This window comes from Paenibacillus sp. J22P51 (assembly GCF_059692215.1).
Genome location: NZ_JCAUAZ010000001.1, coordinates 438,794 through 460,792 on the forward strand (window position 1 = coordinate 438,794; position 21,999 = coordinate 460,792).

Consider the following 21,999-nt stretch of genomic DNA (forward strand, 5'->3'; position numbering starts at 1 on the left):
TAATACTATTTAAGTACGGATGGCTATGAAGTCAAACTGATTTTCCTGACAGGCTAGAATAGCCGTTGCCGGTTCGCAGTAACCCGAATCGATAGCGACCGTGTACCGGAATTCATACATACCTCCGCATGAAGCTTTAAAATTCGTTTCCCATTTATTGTTGGTTAACCATGAATAGAGTGTACCAGTAGGATCGATGTGGTCCGCATAATCCCATAAACGAAGCTTTCCGATGTGAACCATCGGCGCATCCAAGGTACTCAAAGCGACTCCGACTTCTTTCCCTGCCAAGACTGCACCAGCTTGAACTGTGAAATAATCGATACACGTTCCCGGCAGTCGATCCATTCCAGGGCGGACGACAGCCCCCGCCTTATCGAGATGCCATACGCCTTCCTCCGTGTGGAACGGAAACGCGACATACATCCCGTCCGGGTCAAGAATATTCTCTTTATTCAATTTGATGGAGACATCGAATCGTGAGAGTTCGCGGTAAAACTTAAATTCCGCTACATACGAATGCGCACCTCTGACTTGGTACTCAAATTCCCAAATTTCATAGTGAAGCGTATTGGACGTGTTCGTTACCGCCTTCAACTCACCTCGGAAAATCTGATCGTTCGGAATCTTGCGCGCCGAATAGCCGAAGCCCGCGGGCTCTGCGCGATTCGCGCCTTCGAAAATCTGGTATACCGGGGAAGCTAAGCCTTCGGCCCCTTCGCTTAATAAAGATTTTCCGGTTGGCTTATGGAGGATTCGATGAATGCCTTTCTTCTCACACCATTCCACTAGCATATGCGTATTTTCGAATCGGTCTGAAGCTTTCGTTTGCTTAGTCGAAGTATCAGCAGGCTTCTCCATCGTGTTCTGAATAATCGATAATTTTTTTTCTTCTAATGGCCCTAATTCCAGAATAACAGCCAGTTCCTGCCCGCGAAGCGAGTTTCTCACACGATCGAATTCATACTCGCGTCCCTCAGCGTCTACAACAAGCAGCTGGTGATTAAAAATAGGATCTTCCCAATAATCCAATGACAAATAGGCAACCGAGCTTTTCTTCTGCAAAGACGGGTTGATGACTTTATAGGTAAACGATCTGCGTGCGGTAAATTCGCTCTGTCCTCTCCCATAAAGCACTTCGTCCAATGCGGAACATGCTAGCTCATCTGCTAGGGTGGCGTACTTGATTTTGCGTGCAAGCAGCTGCTGGACTCGGAAGTCGCTTGCCTTTGCCAAAGAAGCAGAGTGCCCCCAAGTGTGCTCGGCATATAGAATCAACGCATCGGTTACAGGTTTCCATTCCTCTGCCGAAACATATTTTCCATCCGGGTCCAGTCTTTCAGCTATTCGCTTCATGCGCTGACCGTTACGAAAAAGGGTCGTTTCGAGAGCCGTAGAGATCGTCCCGTCTGTCCACCAATCGTTCCAATCTCCTCGATAGACCGGTATTTCGGTCACTTCCTGTTGGAGATATTGGAAGAATTCCGTTAAGTTTGCCGTACGAACTAAAATTTCGTCCCCATGTTTATCGTTCCATTGCTTGATTAATTCACAGTAATCATCGGTTGGGGGATTATTGTCGGTGTATAAAGCGCCTGCATTTACTGGTAAGAAGTTATATTCATAGCCTGACTTCTGGAGCCCATCGACAAGCTTGAAAAGGACTTGCTCCGCATAGGAGATATCCTGCACGTCTTCATAACGTCCAGGCCCCCCATCGTACTCGAATCCTGAAATCATGGGATCGCCTATTAAGTTATATCCGGGAATAAGACCAAGCAAATTCGCTTTATGGTAGGTTAATCCGCTCCATACCAGGACGCTGTTTCCTTTAGGCGATTCCCAATAGAACGGAACATTTGGTTTGCCGAAAGGGATACTGGCGTGATGACTGTTAATGTGCGTGGATAAATACTTAATACCAGCGTCATATAGGGCATCCGCCATTCCCCAAGAAAAGCCAGTTACATCGCATGACATAGCACTATGCAGAGGTACGCCTTCTTGTCGCGCGAACTCTATTGCTGGATTAAATAAATCATGCTGGTGCCCTTCATCGAGAAGCTCACTCATATGTAAGTAAGTTGCGCTTAATTCCAAGGAACCATTTTTAAGCGCTTCTACCAAGCGTTTTTTTCCATCCTCGCCGTATTTTTTTAAGTACTGCTCTACAGCCCAGAATCCTTCGCACATAAATTTGAACCGAGAATTCTCATCTCGCGTTTGCTGTGCAGGTGATAGCGCCATGTTGACCGCTTGATTAATAAATTGTTTCTGATATTCCGTAATCACTTCTTGGCGCTCTGTGTACCCGATATCAATATGGGAGTGCTGAATAATAAATAAAGTAAACGGTTTTTTGGACATTGGAACCCCTCATCCTATTCTCTTGACATTGTAAATCCTATACGTATTATAAAATAATACATCGTAATGGTATTCGATCTATATTCCGATTGTTATCCGAAAGTCCAATAAGTTCATAACCAATTGGAGTGGATTGATCGATGAAAGGGGTACGTACATGGCGTTAGCAGAGGAAGAAACTCTAGTTTCACCCTTTCTCCGATATTCCGGTATATTTGATACATCAAAGCAGAAGAAGCACGTATATGGCCCAAGAATCTGCTATGTTCCATCTCTGTATTATATTGAGAGTGGAAAGGGTCAATTAATCATAGAAGAAAAAACCTATGACTTGGTTCCTGGGATGCAGATTTATATCGAACATGGTAAACAGCACACTTGGCTGCTTGACTTTAAACATCCGTTAACATTTAAATTTGTTTACTTCGAATGGTCCCGTCGTCCAGAAACCGAGCTTTCTAATATTTTGGACTATTACTGCGATCCTGGAGACGAATTCCGGCCAGAGTTGCTCCACCCCCCGATTCATTTAGAGCTGCTGGTCTGCACAAAACCCACGATCACGAAAACATGGACGGAGAGGTTTAATCGTCTCCAATCGATCTTTGAGGTGATAAATCACAGTAATGATATGCAGGTATTAAAATTCCAGGGACACTTTCTCATTTTCCTGGATGAAGTATTAGAGGGAATTCGGAATGAAGTAGATTTTACAGATCCGCGTATCGCCAAAGTGATAAAACTATTAAGGGAGGATCGCTTTGGTCGTGATGGTGCACATTTAATGGATTGGCAAATAGTGACGGGGTTAAATCGAAGTCAGTTTTTCTCCCTATTCAAGTCGGGAACTGGATTTACTCCCAAGGAGTATTGGAATTGGTGCAGAATGAATGAAGCCAAAGAGTTGCTGCGTAATACCCAAATGTCCATAACTGAAATCGCTGAACATTTCGGTTTTGCAAGCGTACACAGTTTTTCGAAAAGCTTTACCCGCACAGTTGGAAAAAATCCATCCCAGTATCGAACGGAGCTCCGAATCTTTTAACGGAGGTTTACTTGATGAAACGATGAAACGAAACCATCATGAAGCTGTCACTGTTGATATGAAGGCGATTCATTCGTCATCTAAAAAGAAAAGCACCCTCATCGGGTGCTTTTTCAATAAGTGCGTGCGTCTCCATTTTGTTATGCTCCATCGTTCCGTTCCTTACGCTTCACCGCATTCTATTTTATGGGGATCAACAACCAGCTCTGCCAGCTTCGTGTCTCCTTCAAACAACGTTGTATGTCTGATTTCCATATAGCTTTCTCGTGGAACTTCTCCGTCTTTATAAGATGCCTCTACAAGGCTTAATCGAGCTACAACTGCTGTGGCTTCACATAAACTGCTTATACCTTCAGCATAGTAAATCGCCCAGCCAGCTTCCAACCTTGCCTGCTGCAGCAGCTTCGTTTCTCCTGCGTAGAACATCTGTCTTAATCGGAGTATATCGCCGTCCAGAACGGGATGAATCACAGGTGCTTGGCGAGCAGTCTCGCCATATGAAATGCCCTGCAGCGGTGCGATTAAAACTGCCGAATGTGGATATTGCAGGATGGTCCATGCTCGGCCGTCTGCGCCCAGAGCCGTCTGCATCTCGCCTGACCAGCGAGGCACAACCCACTCATCGGCAAGCTCGCTTGCCTCGTTATGAATTCGGCTCATGCTGCGCACAACCAATAGAGCATGGTTCTGCTGAACCGACCTGAGCTGGGTATCTGGGTACCACGATTCCTTGAACAGCGCTGGTCCTAGATACGCCTTTTGGAAAGCAGCCGGATGCATTCTTACATTCTCACCGTCATGGGCATACCAGCGCAGGTAGGAGATCTGGTGCCCTTCCACCGCCAGCGATACCGGATACGATTGCCAAGCCAGACCCCAAGTCGGCCATTGATAGGATCCAGCGATGACCGGGAATCTATCAACGCTGCCAATTCGGCCAGTAACGCCAATCCAGGTGTTCGCATAGCTCGAATCCATAATTCGTTCGGTTCGGTTGCGTGGAACCGGCAGTTCAACAATGGGTTTATCCGTCTGCAGCTCCTTTTCAAACAGCAGAAAGTTTAACCCACCCGCAAGATCCTCATTTTTCATCTCTTCCGGGGATTGCTTGCTTTCAATGCCAGTTATCCACCAGAAAAAACTGTTTATTTTGATTTTTCCTTCTACGTTGTAGCTACGTATCGTTGGTACGAACTCATATCCGCCATGAAATTGAAAGTAATCGAGCAAGCCACCCATTACATCCTGCAGTTCTTTCAGAAGCCCATCATTTTCCTCGGGCAAGGACAAGCAGGCAAGCTTGAGCGAACTCAAGGTTACACTGGTATAAATTAGACTTGCATTCTCACCCCAGCCCCATCCGCGCTCAGCCGTATAAGTAAGCCAGCGTTTAAAAAAGTCCGTTGCTGCTTGCTTGTATTTCTCCAACCCGCATATGTGTGAAATGGCCAGCAATACTGCGCCATCGCTTACAATCTTGTTCGTATAATATAAAATCGGCATCTTGAGCTCGTGCTCAAACCAAGCTGCACCCCGTTCAAACATGAGATCGAGCTGCTCACGATGCGCTGCGGGGATGCGTTCATTCAAACAAAGTCGCAATACGACGAGCGGAAAAAGAGTGAAAAAAGCCGCATTCGAATCGTTGACCTGCGTCTCTTCTCGATACCAGCGAAAAGCTCCGTAATACGGACTTGACTCGTCGGTGATCTGCAGCTCTGATAGAGCTTTCAAAATTGTCGATCCTTCTGCTTCACTTAGCATGCCACTCGCGGTGCCGATTGCGTAATAGTTGGCAGTGCTACGGCCTTCGTGCGCTTCCTGAACCTTGGAAGCTTCAATCGTATGACCCGGCCCGCCATGACTTACTAGCCCCTCATTCACTTTAAGGAGGGAACCGCATTTCTCCCACCACAGCTCCAAAATACGTAACGTCTGCATATTCATAACTCTCCCATCAAAAATGTAAGCGATTAATATTGATTATCTCGCCTCGCACCCAATTCCACCACTGTTCGATTCCATTTTCTTGTATTAACGACTGTACGATTTAAAGAAAACTGTCCAAAATCAAAAAAAGAGAAACAACACTGTCTGAGTGTCATTTCTCCTGTTCTCTTCATAATCTCCGTTGTGCTGAGCCCCAAATAAACCAGGCGAAGTCATAGACATTCGCCTGTACGTCATCGTAATTGAGTAATGATAAAGAAAGTCATTTGTTCACTATCTAGTCTTCTGAACTAATGCTATAAGTGCATCTCCCATTTGTTTATGTCCCACGGTAGTATTCGGATGAACCCAATTGTTAAAACGGGTCACTTGCACGGTTGAATAAATGTTCGCGTTTTCAATTGTGTAATCGAACCCATATACAGTATCTAAGCATTGCCCCATTGGACAAATATAAATATGTTTCGAAATTGCCGTATCGGTATCAAACTCGGACAGTAGCCTCTGTGCTTCCAGCTTCATATTTCGGTCATAATTTTCTTGGATTGCACCTGATCCTAATTGAATACCCCAAGCATCTTGACCTGCTCCAAGCGTTGGTAAATTAATAATCACTTTGATTTCACTATTATAAGCATGGATCGAATTTATTAACGTGTTCAAATTAGAAATAAATACATCGATATCAGTTACACCTGTTGTTAATTGGAAGTCATTTGCCCCGAGTAAAATAGAGACATGAGTAGGCGTACCATCAGGGAAAGCAGCAGAAAATCTTTGGATGTATTTCGAAAAATCGACCCCAAATGTACTAGGTTGCGGGGTCATTACCGCCCACTGGCTTCCATTCCATTGAACCCATTGCTGTCCTTCTGATTTCGAAGGGTCAACCATAACATCACCAACACTAGGCTCTGTATAATAACCATTTGCATCGTAGAGGTAACTCGAACGGTTCCAACCTCTTGCGATCTTTTGGAATCCTTGATAATCGTAATCGTTAGAATTTGTATAACAGACTTTCTTCCAAAAATCCGTGTTACCCTTGTAGGCACTTCCACTAACCGTAGTAGGGAAAACAAATGGACTATCACCTGCTGTCGTTCCGATGTTAGACATATAATTCCTTAGTGTCCAACCACCCCGTCCTTCGCGATTAACAGGATCATCCATAGTATCATAAGTTCTTGTACCTTGAGTACTACTATTACTTAATTTTAAGAATTGCCTCAAATAGGAGCCATCCCTTGTAATGCTGTCACCGATTGCTAATAGACGTACCGCTGTAGAATTAGATTTATCAACTAACTCCACCGTGCAGGCTTTTGTAAATACGGTCTTTAAGGCTCTATCCATAACATTTATGATTAAAGTGAACGGAGTGCTTGGCACTGAGTACCCTGATGCTGAACTATCTGATTCCATTCTCCAAAATCCGTCATACTGTCTCCCATAGCTCCCGATTACGTCAATGATTATATTTTTATAATCATAAGACGAGTTAGCTAAGATTAAATTTTTGAAAAACAGATTCAATTGTTCCTTATTAAGGGTATCACCTTTTAGAATGTATATTTTTCTTGGTAAAATAACATCTAATCCATGAACTTTAATGCCTTGGATACCACGTTGCCTCTTTATCTTTGTCATAGCTCTCCATTCACAAGCAGCTTCAAAATTCTGACTGCATGGCCTTCACTTTGTTCGTGCTTTTCTGTAGATATTCGAACTTTTACAATATGCTCCCCACATTCAAGCTCATCGGCAAACATAACGGTCTTCGGTCTATAGAACATCGGACAGTATTTGTCAAATAGCGATATCTGACGAAATGATTCACCGTCAATTGAAACCTCGATATCTCCGGTGTCCATACCAGCCAGCATAGAAATGCCGACTGCAATTCCAGTGAAACGGAACATAAATTCAGAGCCAGGGGTCTCCGCCATGAAGATATCTGCTGGTGGCGTCCAATTGCAAGTTTTCTCGGTAGTCCAGCCATCGATCATTTGCCAACCAGAGCTAATCTTGGTCGTAAGAGGATCTAATTGCTTGCCTGACTCGTAACAAAATGGATCCATCGGCAAAGGAAGCTCCATTTTATCATTTGATTTCACTTTGTCTGTACAAATCGCCTCATCCAAGAAAACTTCGAGTGACTGGGCATATATGGCGTGTCCGTAGTCGTTCGGATGTACAGTATCCGCACTGAAATCTTCCCATTTCAGATCTCCCGATTCGATTCTGCTATAGATGTCAGCAGCCATGTTTATGGAAGGAAGTTGGTAATATTCGGCAACCTCTTCATGTTTATAAATGTTTTCCTGAAATCTACCATTCGCCGAATAGCTTTCGGAGCCAGATTGATTGGCTGTATAAAGGAAACAAATGTCCACATGGGGATTGAATCTTTTGGTATGGCGTACGATTCCCTCCATTGCCCGGATGGACTCGTTCCGGTTTCCAGCATCGTTTACCGCAAACTCTATGAATAAAAGATCGACAGCCCCAAGTTTGATGATATGGTCCTCGAACCGAAATGCACCGTAAGTAGAATCGGTTCCGCCAATTGCTGCATTGATGAACTTGATTGCTACATCGGGAAAGCGACGCTCAAAATATCGGTACGTCAGTGCCCGGTAACTTGTTTGCTCTTGTTCTGAAGATCTAGATCCTAACGTCACAGATCCCCCAATGAAAGCGATGTTCGCTATACGACTGTTTTCTAGCTTATCCACTATTCTCTTTAAACCACTCCGAATGAAATAATTAGGAAACCCTGCTTTGATAGGTAGCATGTTACAATCACCTCAAATATCGTAATTATAAATTTGTCACTTCATTATTCGAAATACATGTGCGATTGGTGCCTCTTCTGTGATTTCAGAGCTCGGAAGCCATACGCTCAAACCATTATCCGTTTCTTTGAAATTAAGCTTCTCATTGGTTCCAACCAACTCAACGTTCGATATTCGTTCCTTATAAGGAATACTAATCACGTCCTTAACCTGCGCGTCTTTCGAATCATACAAATAAGTACAATATACTGTCTCTGCTTTTACAGTAAATGCGCAGTTCTCCATATAATAAGGCGCGCATATTCTTGTGCCATAGATTGCCTCACCATATGTTTTCAGCCACGCGCCCAGCTCCTTCATCCGATGAACAGCATCCTCCGGTATTCTTCCATCAGGTTGAACCCCTACATTTAGAGCTAGATTTCCACCTTTGGCTACTATTTCAAGAAGCGTGTGGACAATCTGACGTGTGGACATGTAGTTCTTATGATCTTCAAATTGGTATCCCCATGATTTTCCCAGCGTTATGCAGCTTTCCCATGGAACATTCAGTGGTTTGTCAGGAGTTAATTGTTCAGGTGTTATAAAATTTTCATAGAGTCCGCCAACCGTTCGATCTGCAGCTAGCATCCATGGTTGATGCTCGCGCGCTTTTTCAATTGCCTCGCCGATACGAATATCTTGACCGTATTTTTTGGCACTTACCCAACCAGCATCTAGCCATAGGACATCGATTCTGCCGTAATTGGTCGTCAGTTCCTCAATTTGCTCATGCGTGAACTTGACAAACTTCTCCCATAACCATGGATACTGTTTCGGATCATAGGACGGTCCACGCCAAGTTGATCGACTACTTTCCATTCCAGGTGCCCAATAATAGGGGGAGTGCCAGTCCGCTTTGGAAAAGTAAGCTGCAATCGCCATACCCTTTTCGCGAAACGCATCGAATACATGCTTGACAATATTCGCATATCGATGAGTATGGAATGGGGTTTCCGAGCCTGTAATTCGATATTCTGTCGTCCTTGTATCCCACATGCAAAAGCCGTCATGATGCTTCGTAGTAAAAATTAGATATTTGAACCCGCTTTCGTGTGCCAATTCTGCCCATAACTCAGGTTGAAATCGTATCGGATTAAATGTTCGATTCAAATTAAAATACTGATCTCTAAACGAATCCTCGTTATCCTCCCAATCGATGTTCTCCCTGGACCACACCGCATCTTCATCGCTTAGAGACCAAGATGCATCAAGACCAAGTTGAGAGTAAGGACCCCAATGAATCATGAATCCAATCTTTTGATCCTTGAACCATTCTAGTTGTTCCAAAAGAAGCTGATTATCTGGTTTAATCCACTCGGATTCAGCTGTGTAGTCATGAATTCCTTGATATACCTCTTGCCTTTCCTCTTGATTGTAAATTTGCTCTTCAGTTTTACTCATTTCTTTTGCCCCTCTCAAATGACGAAGTGTTCACGGTAACAAAATTATATTGAAAATGGGATTGTTCATTTGACTGAACAAATCCCTATTCAGATTCCTGGCCAAAATCAATCCATTCATCAATCCACTGCACTGTTATCGAATTACATTACTATCCTTTTAACGCTCCCACCATAGCGCCTTTAACAAAGTACTTCTGAATAGCCGGGTAGATCAGTAGAACAGGCAAAGTAGCTACCATAATAGTGGCATATTTAATTGTTTCCGCAATTTGAAGTCCCTCAGCCAAATCGCTTCCGCTTGACATACCATCTGTCGAATTGGAAAGTAATATTTCACGCAACACTAATTGTAATGGGAATAATGTTCTGTTTTGTATAAAGATGGATGCATAAAACCAGCCGTTCCACCTTTCCACGGCATAATACAAGATCATCACAGCAATGACTGGCATGGATAACGGAATGATAATTCTGAACAAAATAATAAAATGATTCGCTCCGTCAATTTTGGCTGATTCCTCTAAACTTTCTGGTATCGCACTGAATGAAGTTCTCATAATTATTAAATTAAATGTATTAATCGCAAATGGAAGAGTTACCGCAAATAAAGAATTATAAAGTCCTACCCCTTTTACAATTAAATATAGGGGAATTAGACCACCAGTGAAAAACATGGTAAATAAAATAATAAAGATAAATACACGATTCCAGAATACGTTTTTCCGTGACAACACATAAGCGCCAAGTGAAGTGAGGAGTAAGCTCACAGATGTTCCACCAACTACAACAATGATTGTGTTTACATAACCGGTTAGAATATGATGATTAGTGAATACACGCTTATACGCATCAAGATTAAACCCTAACGATTTGTAAAGAAAACCATTATGTGCAATCAACTGGCTTGCTTCACTAATAGAAGCTAATGCAACGTATACTAATGGGTATATTGTAATAGCAATAAACATCAACATAATGAGAACGAGAACGATATCAAATATTTTTTCTGACAAACTAGGCTTCTGCATGTATGACACCTCTTTACCACAATCCGTTTTGACTAACTTTACGGCTGATTTGATTTGCAAGAATGAGTAAGATCAAGTTAATAACGGAATTGAACAGGCCAACTGCTGTACTGAATCCCCAGTCAAATTCCAATAAACCGCTGCGATACACGAATGACGATATGATATCCGCAGTGCTATACGTAATCGGAGTATACAGTAGAATCACTTTCTCAAATCCGACATTGAGCAAATTACCCATGCGTAAAATGAACATAATCGTAATAGTAGGAGCAAGGCCAGGCAATGTAACGTAAAGCATCTGTTTCCAACGACTTGCCCCATCCATCCTTGCCGCCTCATACTGCTCCTGATCAATACCCATTAAAGCAGCTACATAAATAATGGACTCCCATCCTACCTTTTGCCATATCTCAGACAAGATGTAAATAGGACGGAATAACTCAGGCTTCTGCAGCATAGCTTGACCATCTCCGCCGAAATGAGTAACGATGGAGTTGATTACGCCGCCGCTATTTGTGAAATCTGTAATTATACCGCAGATGACGACCATGGATATAAAGTACGGCATGTAGGAAACCGACTGTACAACTTTTCTAAACGTTTTATTTTTCAACTCATTAAGCAGTAGAGCAAGTAGAATAGGCGCCGGGAACTCAAAAAATATAGAATAAGCACTAATAATTACTGTGTTCTTGAGTATGCGCCAAAAATAAAATCCACTCAGAAAATTTTGAAAGTTTTGAAATCCTACCCACTCGCTATCCGCTATACCTTTAATAGGAACATAGTCCTTAAAGGCAATAATTGCTCCATACATAGGCAAATAATGAAAAACCACATAAAAAGCAATAACTGGAAGCATCATAAGATAAAGCGATTTGTTTAGAAGAAAGTCTTGAGCGAGTATATTTTTCAGTGTTCTCTTTTTTATTTTGGGTTGCAAATAACTTTTGGAAAGTCCGTTTTCCATAGAATTCCCTGCTTTCGGTTTGTTTGAAGAGAAATAGGGGAAACTAACGTTCCCCTATTCTTTCGCATAACTATTTACGATTGTTATAACGTTCCAATGCAGCTTGTTGTATAGCGATGGCCCGGTCAACATTCAACGACTTTAATTTTTCTAAGTATTTATCAAAGCTATCTATAGGATCCGCGCCTAAAATAATTTTGAGCGTTGTTTCATCCACCAAGGTATTGATTTGATTCATTATTTTAGCAAATTCCGAACTTTCTTCCGGTGTAGGCGAAACTAGAGGCATTTTATATTTCATGATGTCTGTATTTTGCCAGGTCGATATCGCATCTTTTTGCTGTTTCAGTTGGTTGTATTGTTCCGCATAACCTTTATCTTGAACGAAAGGTCCACTTGAATTTCCTTTAATATTTAACAACATAGCTTGCGCGATAGTAAGTTTTTCAGGATTTTTCATAATCAAATCTGAATACGTTGGTTTTCCGTTAACCATCGTGTAGCTAACACCTTCGGTACCGAAGTTGAAGAAGTTATGACCAGCTTCACTGTAACCGTAATCAAGAAATTTCGCAGCAAGTTCCACATTTTTACTTTTCCCCGTAATAGCAACCATTCCACCATTCACGAATGGGAAGTCTTTTTGCCCGAACATTGGCTTATCGCCTTTTTTCAGAACTGGATACGGAGCCCCCACTAAATCGAACTTCGCATCCTTGCCAGCTACAGCTCCAATCCATTTGCCGATTCCCCCACCTGCATTGCCGATAGTTGCCCCAGATTTGCCAGATGTAATATTCGTATCCAGCGCTTTTCCATCCACAGTTGATATATTTTTATCGAGCAAACCTTCTGCATACCATTTACGCATTGTTGTTAAGTAATCTTTATATGCAGGTTGAGCAGGCCCGTATTTCACTTTACCGTTGTCCACAAAGAAGGAGTTATTAATACCGTAAGCACCAATAAATGCCCCTTCATTAACTCCGGCGAGCGGTCGAGGTGTACCAAGGAACGATAATGGCGCTTCTAGTCCTTTTTTCTCCTTCAATGTTTTCAGAACAGTGTACCACTCATCAATGGTAGTCGGCACTTGCAGGCCTAATTCATCCAAATAATCTTTTCTTAAGATGGGGCCTTGGTAAACAGCTAAGTATTCATCACCACGGACAAACGGAAAAGCAAAATAGGAGCCAGAATCTGTTTTTACCATTTTGTCGATTTCAGGGTGATCTTTCAAATATTTCTTTAAATTCGGAGCAAATTTATCGATAACATCATTCAATTTCAAAATGGCGCCATCTTTGATCGCCTTTTCAGGACCACCTGGATAGTCCAGCCAAGTATATTCGATCATATCTGGCAATTCACCTGATGCTAACATAACATTTAATTGTTCTTTTGTTTGATTAGCAGCAGGACCTTGGAAATTAATATTCAGTCCCGTTTTCTTTTGCCATTCTTGATAAAAAGGAATATCTTGTATGCTTGGCTTGAGTTGCAGCATTGGACTATACGCATCTGTCCAATAAGAAAGCTTTACATCTGACTTAAGTGGATAAGTCACTGCAGTTGATTGTGTTGAAGTAGAAGCGGATGGAGATGCTTCTTGCTTATCTTGTTGTTTGCCGCAAGCGATCAACGTCGTACTCAGTACAGCTATAGATACGATTGTTGAAACTAATTTCATTTTCTTTTTCATTTTTTAACCCTCCTGAATAATTGTTTATATTTCGTTTGTTTTCCCTGCTTGCATCTTCATTATGACTAAGCGGCTACGAAAAAAATATAAAAAGAACCTGCAAAAGCATCAACAAAAAATGAATCACGATCAACTTTTCGTGCAATTTCATCTACTTTTTTCGCTATCCGTGGCAAAAATAAAGGGAGAAGGCCTTTATAACGACCTCTCCCCTTTATTTAACATACGTTTCCCTGTATTTCCCAGGCGTAGTGCCCTCATGCTTTTTAAATATTCGAATAAAATTGTTTATTTCATTAAATCCAACCATGCTAGAAATTTCATTCATGGTAAGCTTATGATTGGTTAATAATTCTTTAGCTTTCTCAATACGGACCTTATTAATAAAATCAAGTAGCCCCTCACCGGTCTGCTCTTTAAATAATTTAGATAAGTAGGTGGGTCTCATCTGAAATTGCTGACCGATCATGGTAATATTTAAATTCACATCATCAAATTGATGCTGAATATAACTTATAATATCCTGCGACAACTCACTTAAGTCATTTTGTCTCGATTGAAGTTGATTTAATTTCCTTTTATCAAACGTAATGTCGCAAACGTCCTTCAACATTTGTGTCAACTGCAGATGTACATCTTGAATGGTCTCGCACTTTGTAAGTTTTTCGATCTCCTCTACACTCACTACATGTGAAACATCCAGCATGTCACCAATTTCATGTAGCGCTTTCACCATTGTGCTAACTAGGTCAAACATCAAGCAGCGAGTAAGCGACAATGAGATCGGATTCATTTTTAAATTCCTTTCAATGATGTCATCCAAGGTTTCATTGGCTTTATCATAATCTCCAACCTTCATGAAATTAATAAGATGCTGCTCAAGTTGAAGTGGATAATAGTAGCCGTGCGGGATTTCGGCAAGAGCTTCCCTTTGAATCTCATCGAAAGAAATAATATCCTTATCGCCCAATATAAGCTTATATTCCATCACATCAACAGACTCTTTATAAGCGCTCGTTATGCTGGCAAGCGAAGTATGCACATTGCTGATCGAAATCGTTAGATCTATTTTAAATTTATCTTTTAAAAACTGTTGCGCTTCGCATGCAATCTCACGAAGTTCAGGAGATCCTTCTTCCATGCTTCTGAGATTGACGAGGCAGGCTAACATGTCATCAATCTCCGTCATATAGCCAATATGCTTGGAATTTATCATTTCCTCGACAACGTTTGTCACAATAAATTGGAGCAACTTCAGCTTATCGGCACCGCCGTGTTCTCCTTTTATACTTTCAAAAAACAAATCATTGGCTTCTACATAAAACAAAAGGACCGCAAATTGTTCACTAACAAAGTGCATCTCGTAAGTTGTTAGTGAATCCTCAATCGATATCTGATTGTCTAACCTCCCCTTTAACAGCCTGGTCATAAAATTAGATCGTAATAAATAATTTTGCTGCGTAAGGCGAACCTTTACCTGTTCTTTTTCACTTAACGTATTCGAGATCATGTGTTGAATAAATTGAAACTCATTATGTCCAGTAGCCAATTTTCCATAAGATTCATCGGCAAAAGAATGTATTAGTCGTGAAACGGGCGTATAGTTTCTTCTCAAAAAGAAATACGCCAACAAACTCCCCCCAAGAATACTTAAGGCAATGCTGATAAATGTATAGTTTCTTATTTTATTTGCTTTTTGCAATACTAAATTGCTAGGCACAATTGTCACATATTTGAGGCCAGGGATAGTAGAGTTGATATGATAGATCTCAGAATCCTGACCGTTGTATGTCTCATGAAAAGAGCCATATTCTTCTGTAAAAGCATGATTCTTAAAAGCTGGAAAATGACTGGTTCCCTTACTGGACAACAGAATCTGATTATCTTGATTCAGCAGCAGCACCTCACCACCGTTAAACAATTGCACGTTTTGAACAGCATCCAATAATTTCTTACTGTCTATATAGATGACAACCGTTCCTTCTGGCTTCGCATCTTCGCTAGAAGAAAGGTGACTCATATAGGTAATAGACGGATGAATACTTCCCGTTTCGCTCCTATATGTCAATGGAATAAAAACAGCACGCTTATTTTGAGTTAACAAAGCCATCCAAGCATCGTAGCTAAGTTCAGGACTCTTATAGTTTTCTTCATACATGTCCTTGCTACTTCGTACTAGCCCTGGCAATAGAACGACATCACCTGGTAAGTAATAGACATAGTAATTAGTAACTTGAGCATATGAAGTTCTGAACACTTTCAAATCCTGAACGATTTGAAACAGTGAGAATTGATAATCATTTTTTGCCATTTTATCCGTAAACATGAGATCTTGAATTTTGGTGTTCCAGGTGATCTCTGAATTTAATCTTGTAATATTAGCAAATTCCTTATCTATGTTTTCTCGAACCTGTTTCAACAACGCTTCATTGGCTCTGTGAATTTCACCTTCAAGGGCATTATTAGATTCTTGATATACAAATACGCTTATCAAGATCGGCAGTAACAAGACCGCCAAGTATGACAAGAGCCATGTTATGATAACACTTCTTCTCTTCTGCCAAATGCTCTTGATCACCTAGACACACACTCCTAATTCTGTAAGACTGTCTGACGATATTTACTGTCCTTTCTAAATTATATCTTATAATACGATATCATACGATTATTCTTGTTTACGCCTCTATGGGATAATGGGATTGTTATGGACCAATGTCCATATTTTATAGACAAGTTTCCTAAACTAATCTAAGCTTCGTAAATTGATTATCTCGCCTCGCGCCCAATTCCACTACTGTTCAATTCCATTTTCTTGTTTTAACAACTGTACGATTTAAAGAAAACTATCCATACTTACAAAAAAAGAGAAACAACACTGACTAAGTGTCATTTCTCCAGCTTGTTCATTTTTCCAATTCATCATTCAATCTCTGTATTCAAAATCCGAACTTCAAATTGTGGAGTCCCGAACATACCAGAAAGTCCCATCGCGCCGAAGCCTAAACGCGATACCTCTTCAACGCTTCTAGGAATTGTCGAGAAAGGCACTTTATTAGTATTTGTCATATACGAGCTCCTTTGTTGTAAAACCGCACATTTCTGGGAAATGCTTCAGCAAGTGTGCGATCTCTTCATCCTCTATGCCAAGCGTTTGAAGCCGACGAGCACGAACTTTTTCCTGCACCGATTGAGCAGTTTGAAAGTCGTTCATATGCTCGAAGAGCTTCGCTCCCCACTTCTGACCAAAATCTACATGCATCCTTTCATCGGCGATATCGAACTCCGACTGAATGGCCGATTCCGCATCACCAAACTTCCAGAACGCATCAATTGATTTGCGTTTCTTAAAAAATGAGCAAGGTTCAGCAATCATAGTTAGACCTGCATAAAATTCGGGGAAAACGGTATTTAAATTATCTTTTGTAAGTGACTGCGTCCCGGCCCAAAAAAACTGCTCCGTCTCGTAGCCCCATTGCCGCAAACGCCTGACACCCATCTGGCTATGCCGGGCTTCGTCCCACGTATGTCGGGCAACGTCTAGGTAAAAATTGATCGGCATGCCTTGAACACCGTAATATAAATAAGCCAACGATTCCGCAGATGTCATTTCAGTTGCGTTAATGTAAACCATCTGCTTTACGCTGTCATTAACCGGGCTGCTCGGATGACGAAGCAAATTCCCTTCCCCTTGAAACAGTGGAAATCGTTTATCTGGGGCCGCAATAATCGGAACGGGACCCATTGACTGGTCGCTAGGTGGATTTATCCAAATCACCTCTTTGGATTCTGTGTTCGAAAGCATAATGGCAATATTTTTTTTGCAATACGTATTCCATCTCTCGAAACGTTCTATATTGATTTCGGACGCTTCCTCTTTCCGTATATACGCTTTTGCCCATTCGACAAGTTGCTGGCGATTCGCTTCCGCGGATCGCAACGCATCGAACGAAGGTGCATCTAGGATCGAGTCCATATCTTGCCGTAGCTTGTCGTATAAGCCATAAACAGCACTAAGTAACAATCCATAGGTTTGAGCAAATTCTGCAAGGCCCGGTGCAAGAGAAAGCACTTCAAATCCTTCGCGAATAACAACCGGTGTTCGAGATCTATCGTTGAGCCCTGGTCCCGGCAATTCTTGCACACGATCCATAATTGCTTTCATATGCAGCGTGTGCAAATAAGACATACGCATCAGTTCTCCTTTAATATCCCAGTCCGGGAAACAGGGAACCCATCCCATTGTCAGCCTTGATAATTCAAACTCCAGCCAAAAGAGCGTTAACAAACGGCGGTTCGTCTCTACGGGACGCAGCAGTTTCCCTCCGCACGCGGTAATATCTTTCGGAAGCTCTGTACGATCAATATCGATTTCAAATTGTTCTTCATGCGTTTGTGGCGTTTCCATAATAAAATCCTCCCTGATTACTTTAAATAACAATAATCCTTACACTCAATATAATAATGCTATAATACAAATAGAAGTGATCCTGATATGAGGTAAAATGACGCGTTTCTCAGATCATTGCACGCATAGGGAGGTATCATAATTGACTTTTCAAATTAGACCCAAGCATATTCAACACTTTGGACTGAACCAATTCCCATTTCAAGCCGCCTATCGGAGAAACATTGATTACCAGGACGATATTTTCCATTCCCATCAAGGACTCGAACTCTTTTATATACATGAAGGCTCAGGTAACTTAATATGTGAAGGGTCTCAGATAGAGCTAATACCAGGTACGTTGTATATATTTCAACCTTTTCAGCTCCATCGTATGCGCTTTCATCGCGAAGGCTGTGTTCGGTCTTATTTATTGTTCGAGCCGTTAGCATTACGCTCCCTTCTTACAACCTTCCCGCATGCGGATCGTTATTTACGAAGCCTTCTCGATTCACCTGTTCCAATGCCATTCTTGACGGAGCTGCACGAGAATCACCCATTAATTCAAGGTATACGACTGATTAATATCATGATCGGAGATGCCTCAGAGACATGGAATTTGAAAATGGAGTTTTGTACGGCGACGGTATCGGCGATGGTGCACTGGCTCCAGCATTGTCAACCATTAAAAGACGGAAATGTTCAAGTGCAGGCTAGAGGAAGCTCTCATATTGAACGTGCATTGGAATGGATCGAGAGTCGCATTGCAGAAGAATGGAGAATGGAGGATCTATCAAACGCACTCCATCTTCACTCGAACTATATATCTACATTATTTCAACAGGAAATCGGTTGTTCCATTCGGGAATATATTGGAATTCGAAGAATGAATCTAGCGCGTAAATGGCTGTTGAATACCAACTTGCAGATACAGGAAATCGCTGCGAAGCTAGGGTTAACTAATACCTCGCATTTTTGCAAAATCTTTAAGAAGAATGTAGGTGTATCACCTTTTCAATATAAAAAGCAATACAGCTCAAAATACCGGGATCCGAACTCTTAATCATCACCATCACCGTGACCTGTTACCAAATCTATTGGGTAATTGTCATGTAACCACTTATGAAATGGTGTAGTTTTGAGCCTGTTTGTACACAATGGATGAACGCCAACATAACCTATTTTTTCACGGTATCCTGATTAACTAATACTAATTACTAATAACAAACCTCAAATAATAAAAAAGTAGGTATTCACAAAAGTGAACACCCACTAACGAACTTTATTTTCCTTGATGAGTTTAGAAATTATCCACTCCGTTATCGATACACTCGGAGAAATGAGTAAGTCCATGAACATTGTGACCACCAAATTACTCCTGGCGAATATAGGAATATTTAATCAAGACATGTATCAAATAAAATAAAAGGACGCGAACTCCGATAGGAGAATGCGTCCTTTTCTGTTCAGTTGCATATATATTCATGTTTACCTTAATCGTAATATCCGGAGTTTCGTTCAACTGTTGTCGTGCGATGATTTTGCTGCTTACTTTTAATGATATTACAAAATCGTTCAATTCTTTCGTTTTATCCGTTATTGTTCCTTTAAACTGTTTGAAAAAAGGTGAATCTTGATCGTCCAGAATGACCACCGGCGAATTAATTGTCGTAAATGGCGTATCGAGCAAAAAAGCAAGCTCACGAACGGGTTGATGCGCTGCAAAACTTTCGCTGAGTTACTCTTGAATCAATGGAATCCTGACATGAACAGTTGTTCCAACTCCAATTTCACTTTCAATCGTGATACCATATTCCTGGCCACAATAGAGCTCTATTCGTTGCTGCACATTACGCAGTCCATAGCCGCCTGATTGCAACAAGCCAGCTTGCTGGGACGCCTCCATTCCTTTGCCATTATCACGCACGATGAAATGAATGTTGTCCGCCTCCACTGTCGCTCGAATAAGGAGTTGGCCCCTTCCTTCTTCCTTCTCGTCGATCCCGTGAATAATGGCGTTCTCCACTATAGGCTGCAAAATAAAATTCACCGTTTCGTAGTGCTTCGTCGCTTCGTCAATTTCGTAAACTACATCGAACTCGTGGTCGTGCATGATCAATTGAATGTCCAAATACGCCTGTATGTTGCTAATTTCATCTTGAATACGGATCAAATGCTTCCCTTTATTCAAGCTTGTTCGATAAAACTTGGACAGCGCATTTGCTACTTTGCTAATGTCTCCAGCGTTAATTTGAATAGCTTTCCAGTTAATGATGGACAACGTGTTATATAGAAAATGCGGTGAAATTTGCGCTTGTAGCGCCTTCATTTCTGCTTCCTTCTCCAGTATTCTGGCTTGAACGGTTTCTTGAATCGAATCTTGAACCTTCTTGACCATATCGGCAAAGCTGCGTGTCAAATCGCTAATCTCATCCCTTCCATTTGCGATAATAGGAACATCGAAATTGCCATTCTCGACGATACTAATCTTCTTCTTCAATGCGAGAATAGGCTGAACAAGGGTACGCGAAAACATCCAAATCATGAAGATTAACACGATGACACATAACAGGATAATGGAAGCGGTCGCTTTTAAGATATCATAAGTATCTACAATAATTCCTGCTGTCGGCATAAAATAAGTAACGGTCCAATCCGAATTGGACAGAAGGCTTCTCGATATCATATATTCATTGCCGTGCATCCGAAACTGTCCCTCAGGTTGACTGACAAACGATTGTCTCGCAGATGTAGTCAGCGTCTCGGCTTCCCCCGCTGCGTATACGACGTTTCGTTCGCTGTCGGTAATTAATATCCCGTACGGCCCGTCAAAAACCTGATTGAACTTCTCGAATAGCAATTCATAATCAATTTTGACATATAAGGCGCCGGCGAATGTACTGTTATCACTTTTCAGAATACTGTGTGTCGCATAAAGGACCTGCTTCTCATGATCATAATACCATTGTGTTTTGTTCGCTTTCTTGGCCGCTTCGTACCACTTCGCATCGCGAACCGTTTGGCTCGGATACACGAAATTCCCAATTTGCGTACTTGCATAGTCGGAGTAAAAAAAGATTTCCTTTAACTCTCGTTCAATATTAATGTAGTACCAAATGGTAGGCTCAATGTTTTCATTCAGTTCTTTGGTGTAGCTAAACATATCCGGCAGCTCATAGCCAGTGACACGTTTTACTATGGGATTAAAGGCCATGAAAGAAATGAAATGTCCGATTCTCTCCATGTTTTGATTCAGATTAAGCGCGGTTTGACTGACAGTGTTATTCATGCCAATCATAATTTGTTTTTTTAAATACCCTTTAGAAGATTGATAGGTGTAGGTGCCGAGCGCCAAGATCGGGATGATGACGACGAAAAGGTAGGTAATAATCAGCTTTTGACGAACACTGCGATTGCTGAAAAAGGCGATAAGCGGCTTCACGTCGATCGCACCTTTTCTCTGTATTGTGTCGGTGTCACGCCATAATATTGTTTGAATGACATACCGAAATAGGACATATCGGAAAATCCGACCATTTTGTACACATCATTGATTTTATAGTTACTTTGATCGAGTAAGCCTTTGGCTTTCTCCAGACGAAATTGATTGATATATTTAACAACGCTGATTCCGATCGCTTTCTTAAAGGTATGGCTGAGGTAGCTAGAAGATAAATGTACTCTCTTGGACAGATACTCCAGACTTAAATCTTGGTCGAACTCCTTATCGATAATTCGCAGCACATCTTCAACGGCACGTTTCCGCGAGTCTAGATCAGCATCATCCATCGGATTCTCATAAACCAGTTGAATGTCCTTCCCTTGACGGTACATTAGTCCTGCTTCATAGGCTTGCTGCCATTCTTGCTGCAAAAGCTGCGCAGTTCGTTCCTCATCTAATTGTAGAATGACCGCAGCAAGAACACTATAGAAATTGTCAGGCTCTACGGGTTTAAGCATATATTCGGTAACCTTTAATGAAATCGCAGTCTTCGCATATTCAAATTCACCATGTCCGCTCAAAATAATAATTTTGAGATGTGGTTGCAGCTCCCTTGCCGCTTTGCTCAGCTGTAGACCGTCCATGAAAGGCATTTTAATATCGGTGAGCAGGATATCCATACGCTGCTCCTTAAGAATATCCACTGCAGCTCTTCCATGCTTGGCTTCCATGATTACTAAAGGAAAAGCGTGCTTGTCCAAGAGGAACTTAATACCGTCACGTTCGATTTTGTCATCATCTGCAATTAAGATTTTATACATGCGATATCCCTCCTGCTCCCATTTTAGCAAATGAACAATAGAAA

General features: G+C 41.6%; 16 protein-coding genes. 2 read left to right on the forward strand and 14 right to left on the reverse strand.

Annotated features, from left to right (window positions below; translation table 11 throughout):
- Positions 1-9: 9 nt before the first annotated feature.
- Complete coding sequence (locus tag AC58QC_RS01480; protein ID WP_497413439.1) at positions 10-2,367, reverse strand: glycoside hydrolase family 38 N-terminal domain-containing protein; 2,358 nt, start codon at positions 2,365-2,367, stop codon at positions 10-12.
- A gap of 157 nt (positions 2,368-2,524) precedes the next feature.
- On the opposite strand from AC58QC_RS01480, the gene AC58QC_RS01485 reads away from it, so the two are divergent.
- Entirely contained in the window at positions 2,525-3,412 is an 888-nt protein-coding gene (locus AC58QC_RS01485; RefSeq protein WP_497413440.1) for an AraC family transcriptional regulator, read from the forward strand.
- A gap of 162 nt (positions 3,413-3,574) precedes the next feature.
- Here the strand turns inward: AC58QC_RS01485 and AC58QC_RS01490 are convergent, their stop codons facing one another.
- From AC58QC_RS01490 to AC58QC_RS01535, 10 genes are all read right to left on the reverse strand, one after another.
- Positions 3,575-5,353 carry a hypothetical protein gene (locus AC58QC_RS01490; RefSeq protein ID WP_497413441.1) on the reverse strand — a complete coding sequence of 593 codons (1,779 nt, stop codon included), beginning with the start codon at positions 5,351-5,353 and terminating at the stop codon, positions 3,575-3,577.
- A 282-nt stretch (positions 5,354-5,635) separates the two neighbouring features.
- Positions 5,636-7,012 (reverse strand): SGNH/GDSL hydrolase family protein, encoded by a 1,377-nt coding sequence (locus AC58QC_RS01495; RefSeq protein WP_497413442.1) that lies wholly within the window; start codon positions 7,010-7,012, stop codon positions 5,636-5,638.
- Entirely contained in the window at positions 7,009-8,160 is a 1,152-nt protein-coding gene (locus AC58QC_RS01500; protein WP_497413443.1) for an SGNH/GDSL hydrolase family protein, read from the reverse strand. Before AC58QC_RS01500 ends, AC58QC_RS01495 begins: the two co-directional genes overlap by 4 nt.
- Before the next feature lie 36 nt (positions 8,161-8,196).
- Positions 8,197-9,603, reverse strand: coding sequence for an alpha-L-fucosidase (locus tag AC58QC_RS01505; protein ID WP_497413444.1), 1,407 nt, complete (start codon positions 9,601-9,603; stop codon positions 8,197-8,199).
- 151 nt (positions 9,604-9,754) lie between these two features.
- Positions 9,755-10,633 (reverse strand): carbohydrate ABC transporter permease, encoded by an 879-nt coding sequence (locus AC58QC_RS01510; protein ID WP_497413445.1) that lies wholly within the window; start codon positions 10,631-10,633, stop codon positions 9,755-9,757.
- Positions 10,634-10,646: 13 nt separating this feature from the next.
- Positions 10,647-11,606: an ABC transporter permease gene (locus AC58QC_RS01515; RefSeq protein ID WP_497413446.1), complete on the reverse strand. Its 960-nt coding sequence runs from the start codon at positions 11,604-11,606 to the stop codon at positions 10,647-10,649.
- Between the two features lie 70 nt (positions 11,607-11,676).
- Positions 11,677-13,308: an extracellular solute-binding protein gene (locus AC58QC_RS01520; RefSeq protein ID WP_497413447.1), complete on the reverse strand. Its 1,632-nt coding sequence runs from the start codon at positions 13,306-13,308 to the stop codon at positions 11,677-11,679.
- 214 nt (positions 13,309-13,522) lie between these two features.
- Positions 13,523-15,886 (reverse strand): AraC family transcriptional regulator, encoded by a 2,364-nt coding sequence (locus tag AC58QC_RS01525; protein WP_497413448.1) that lies wholly within the window; start codon positions 15,884-15,886, stop codon positions 13,523-13,525.
- Between the two features lie 341 nt (positions 15,887-16,227).
- On the reverse strand, positions 16,228-16,374 hold the full coding sequence (locus AC58QC_RS01530) for a hypothetical protein (protein WP_497413449.1): 147 nt from the start codon (positions 16,372-16,374) through the stop codon (positions 16,228-16,230).
- Entirely contained in the window at positions 16,361-17,713 is a 1,353-nt protein-coding gene (locus AC58QC_RS01535; RefSeq protein ID WP_497413450.1) for a hypothetical protein, read from the reverse strand. Before AC58QC_RS01535 ends, AC58QC_RS01530 begins: the two co-directional genes overlap by 14 nt.
- A 142-nt stretch (positions 17,714-17,855) precedes the next feature.
- Here AC58QC_RS01535 and AC58QC_RS01540 point away from each other — a divergent pair, with 142 nt between their 5' ends.
- Entirely contained in the window at positions 17,856-18,755 is a 900-nt protein-coding gene (locus AC58QC_RS01540) for an AraC family transcriptional regulator (protein ID WP_497413451.1), read from the forward strand.
- 309 nt (positions 18,756-19,064) lie between these two features.
- Here the strand turns inward: AC58QC_RS01540 and AC58QC_RS01545 are convergent, their stop codons facing one another.
- From AC58QC_RS01545 to AC58QC_RS01555, 3 genes are read right to left on the reverse strand one after another with little or no spacing between them, the layout of a single operon-like run.
- Positions 19,065-19,382 (reverse strand): hypothetical protein, encoded by a 318-nt coding sequence (locus AC58QC_RS01545; protein WP_497413452.1) that lies wholly within the window; start codon positions 19,380-19,382, stop codon positions 19,065-19,067.
- Positions 19,383-19,430: 48 nt separating this feature from the next.
- On the reverse strand, positions 19,431-21,134 hold the full coding sequence (locus AC58QC_RS01550; protein ID WP_497413453.1) for a sensor histidine kinase: 1,704 nt from the start codon (positions 21,132-21,134) through the stop codon (positions 19,431-19,433).
- Positions 21,131-21,955, reverse strand: coding sequence for a response regulator transcription factor (locus tag AC58QC_RS01555; protein WP_497413454.1), 825 nt, complete (start codon positions 21,953-21,955; stop codon positions 21,131-21,133). The genes AC58QC_RS01550 and AC58QC_RS01555 overlap by 4 nt, the downstream gene beginning before the upstream one ends.
- Between the last annotated feature and the right edge of the window lie 44 nt (positions 21,956-21,999).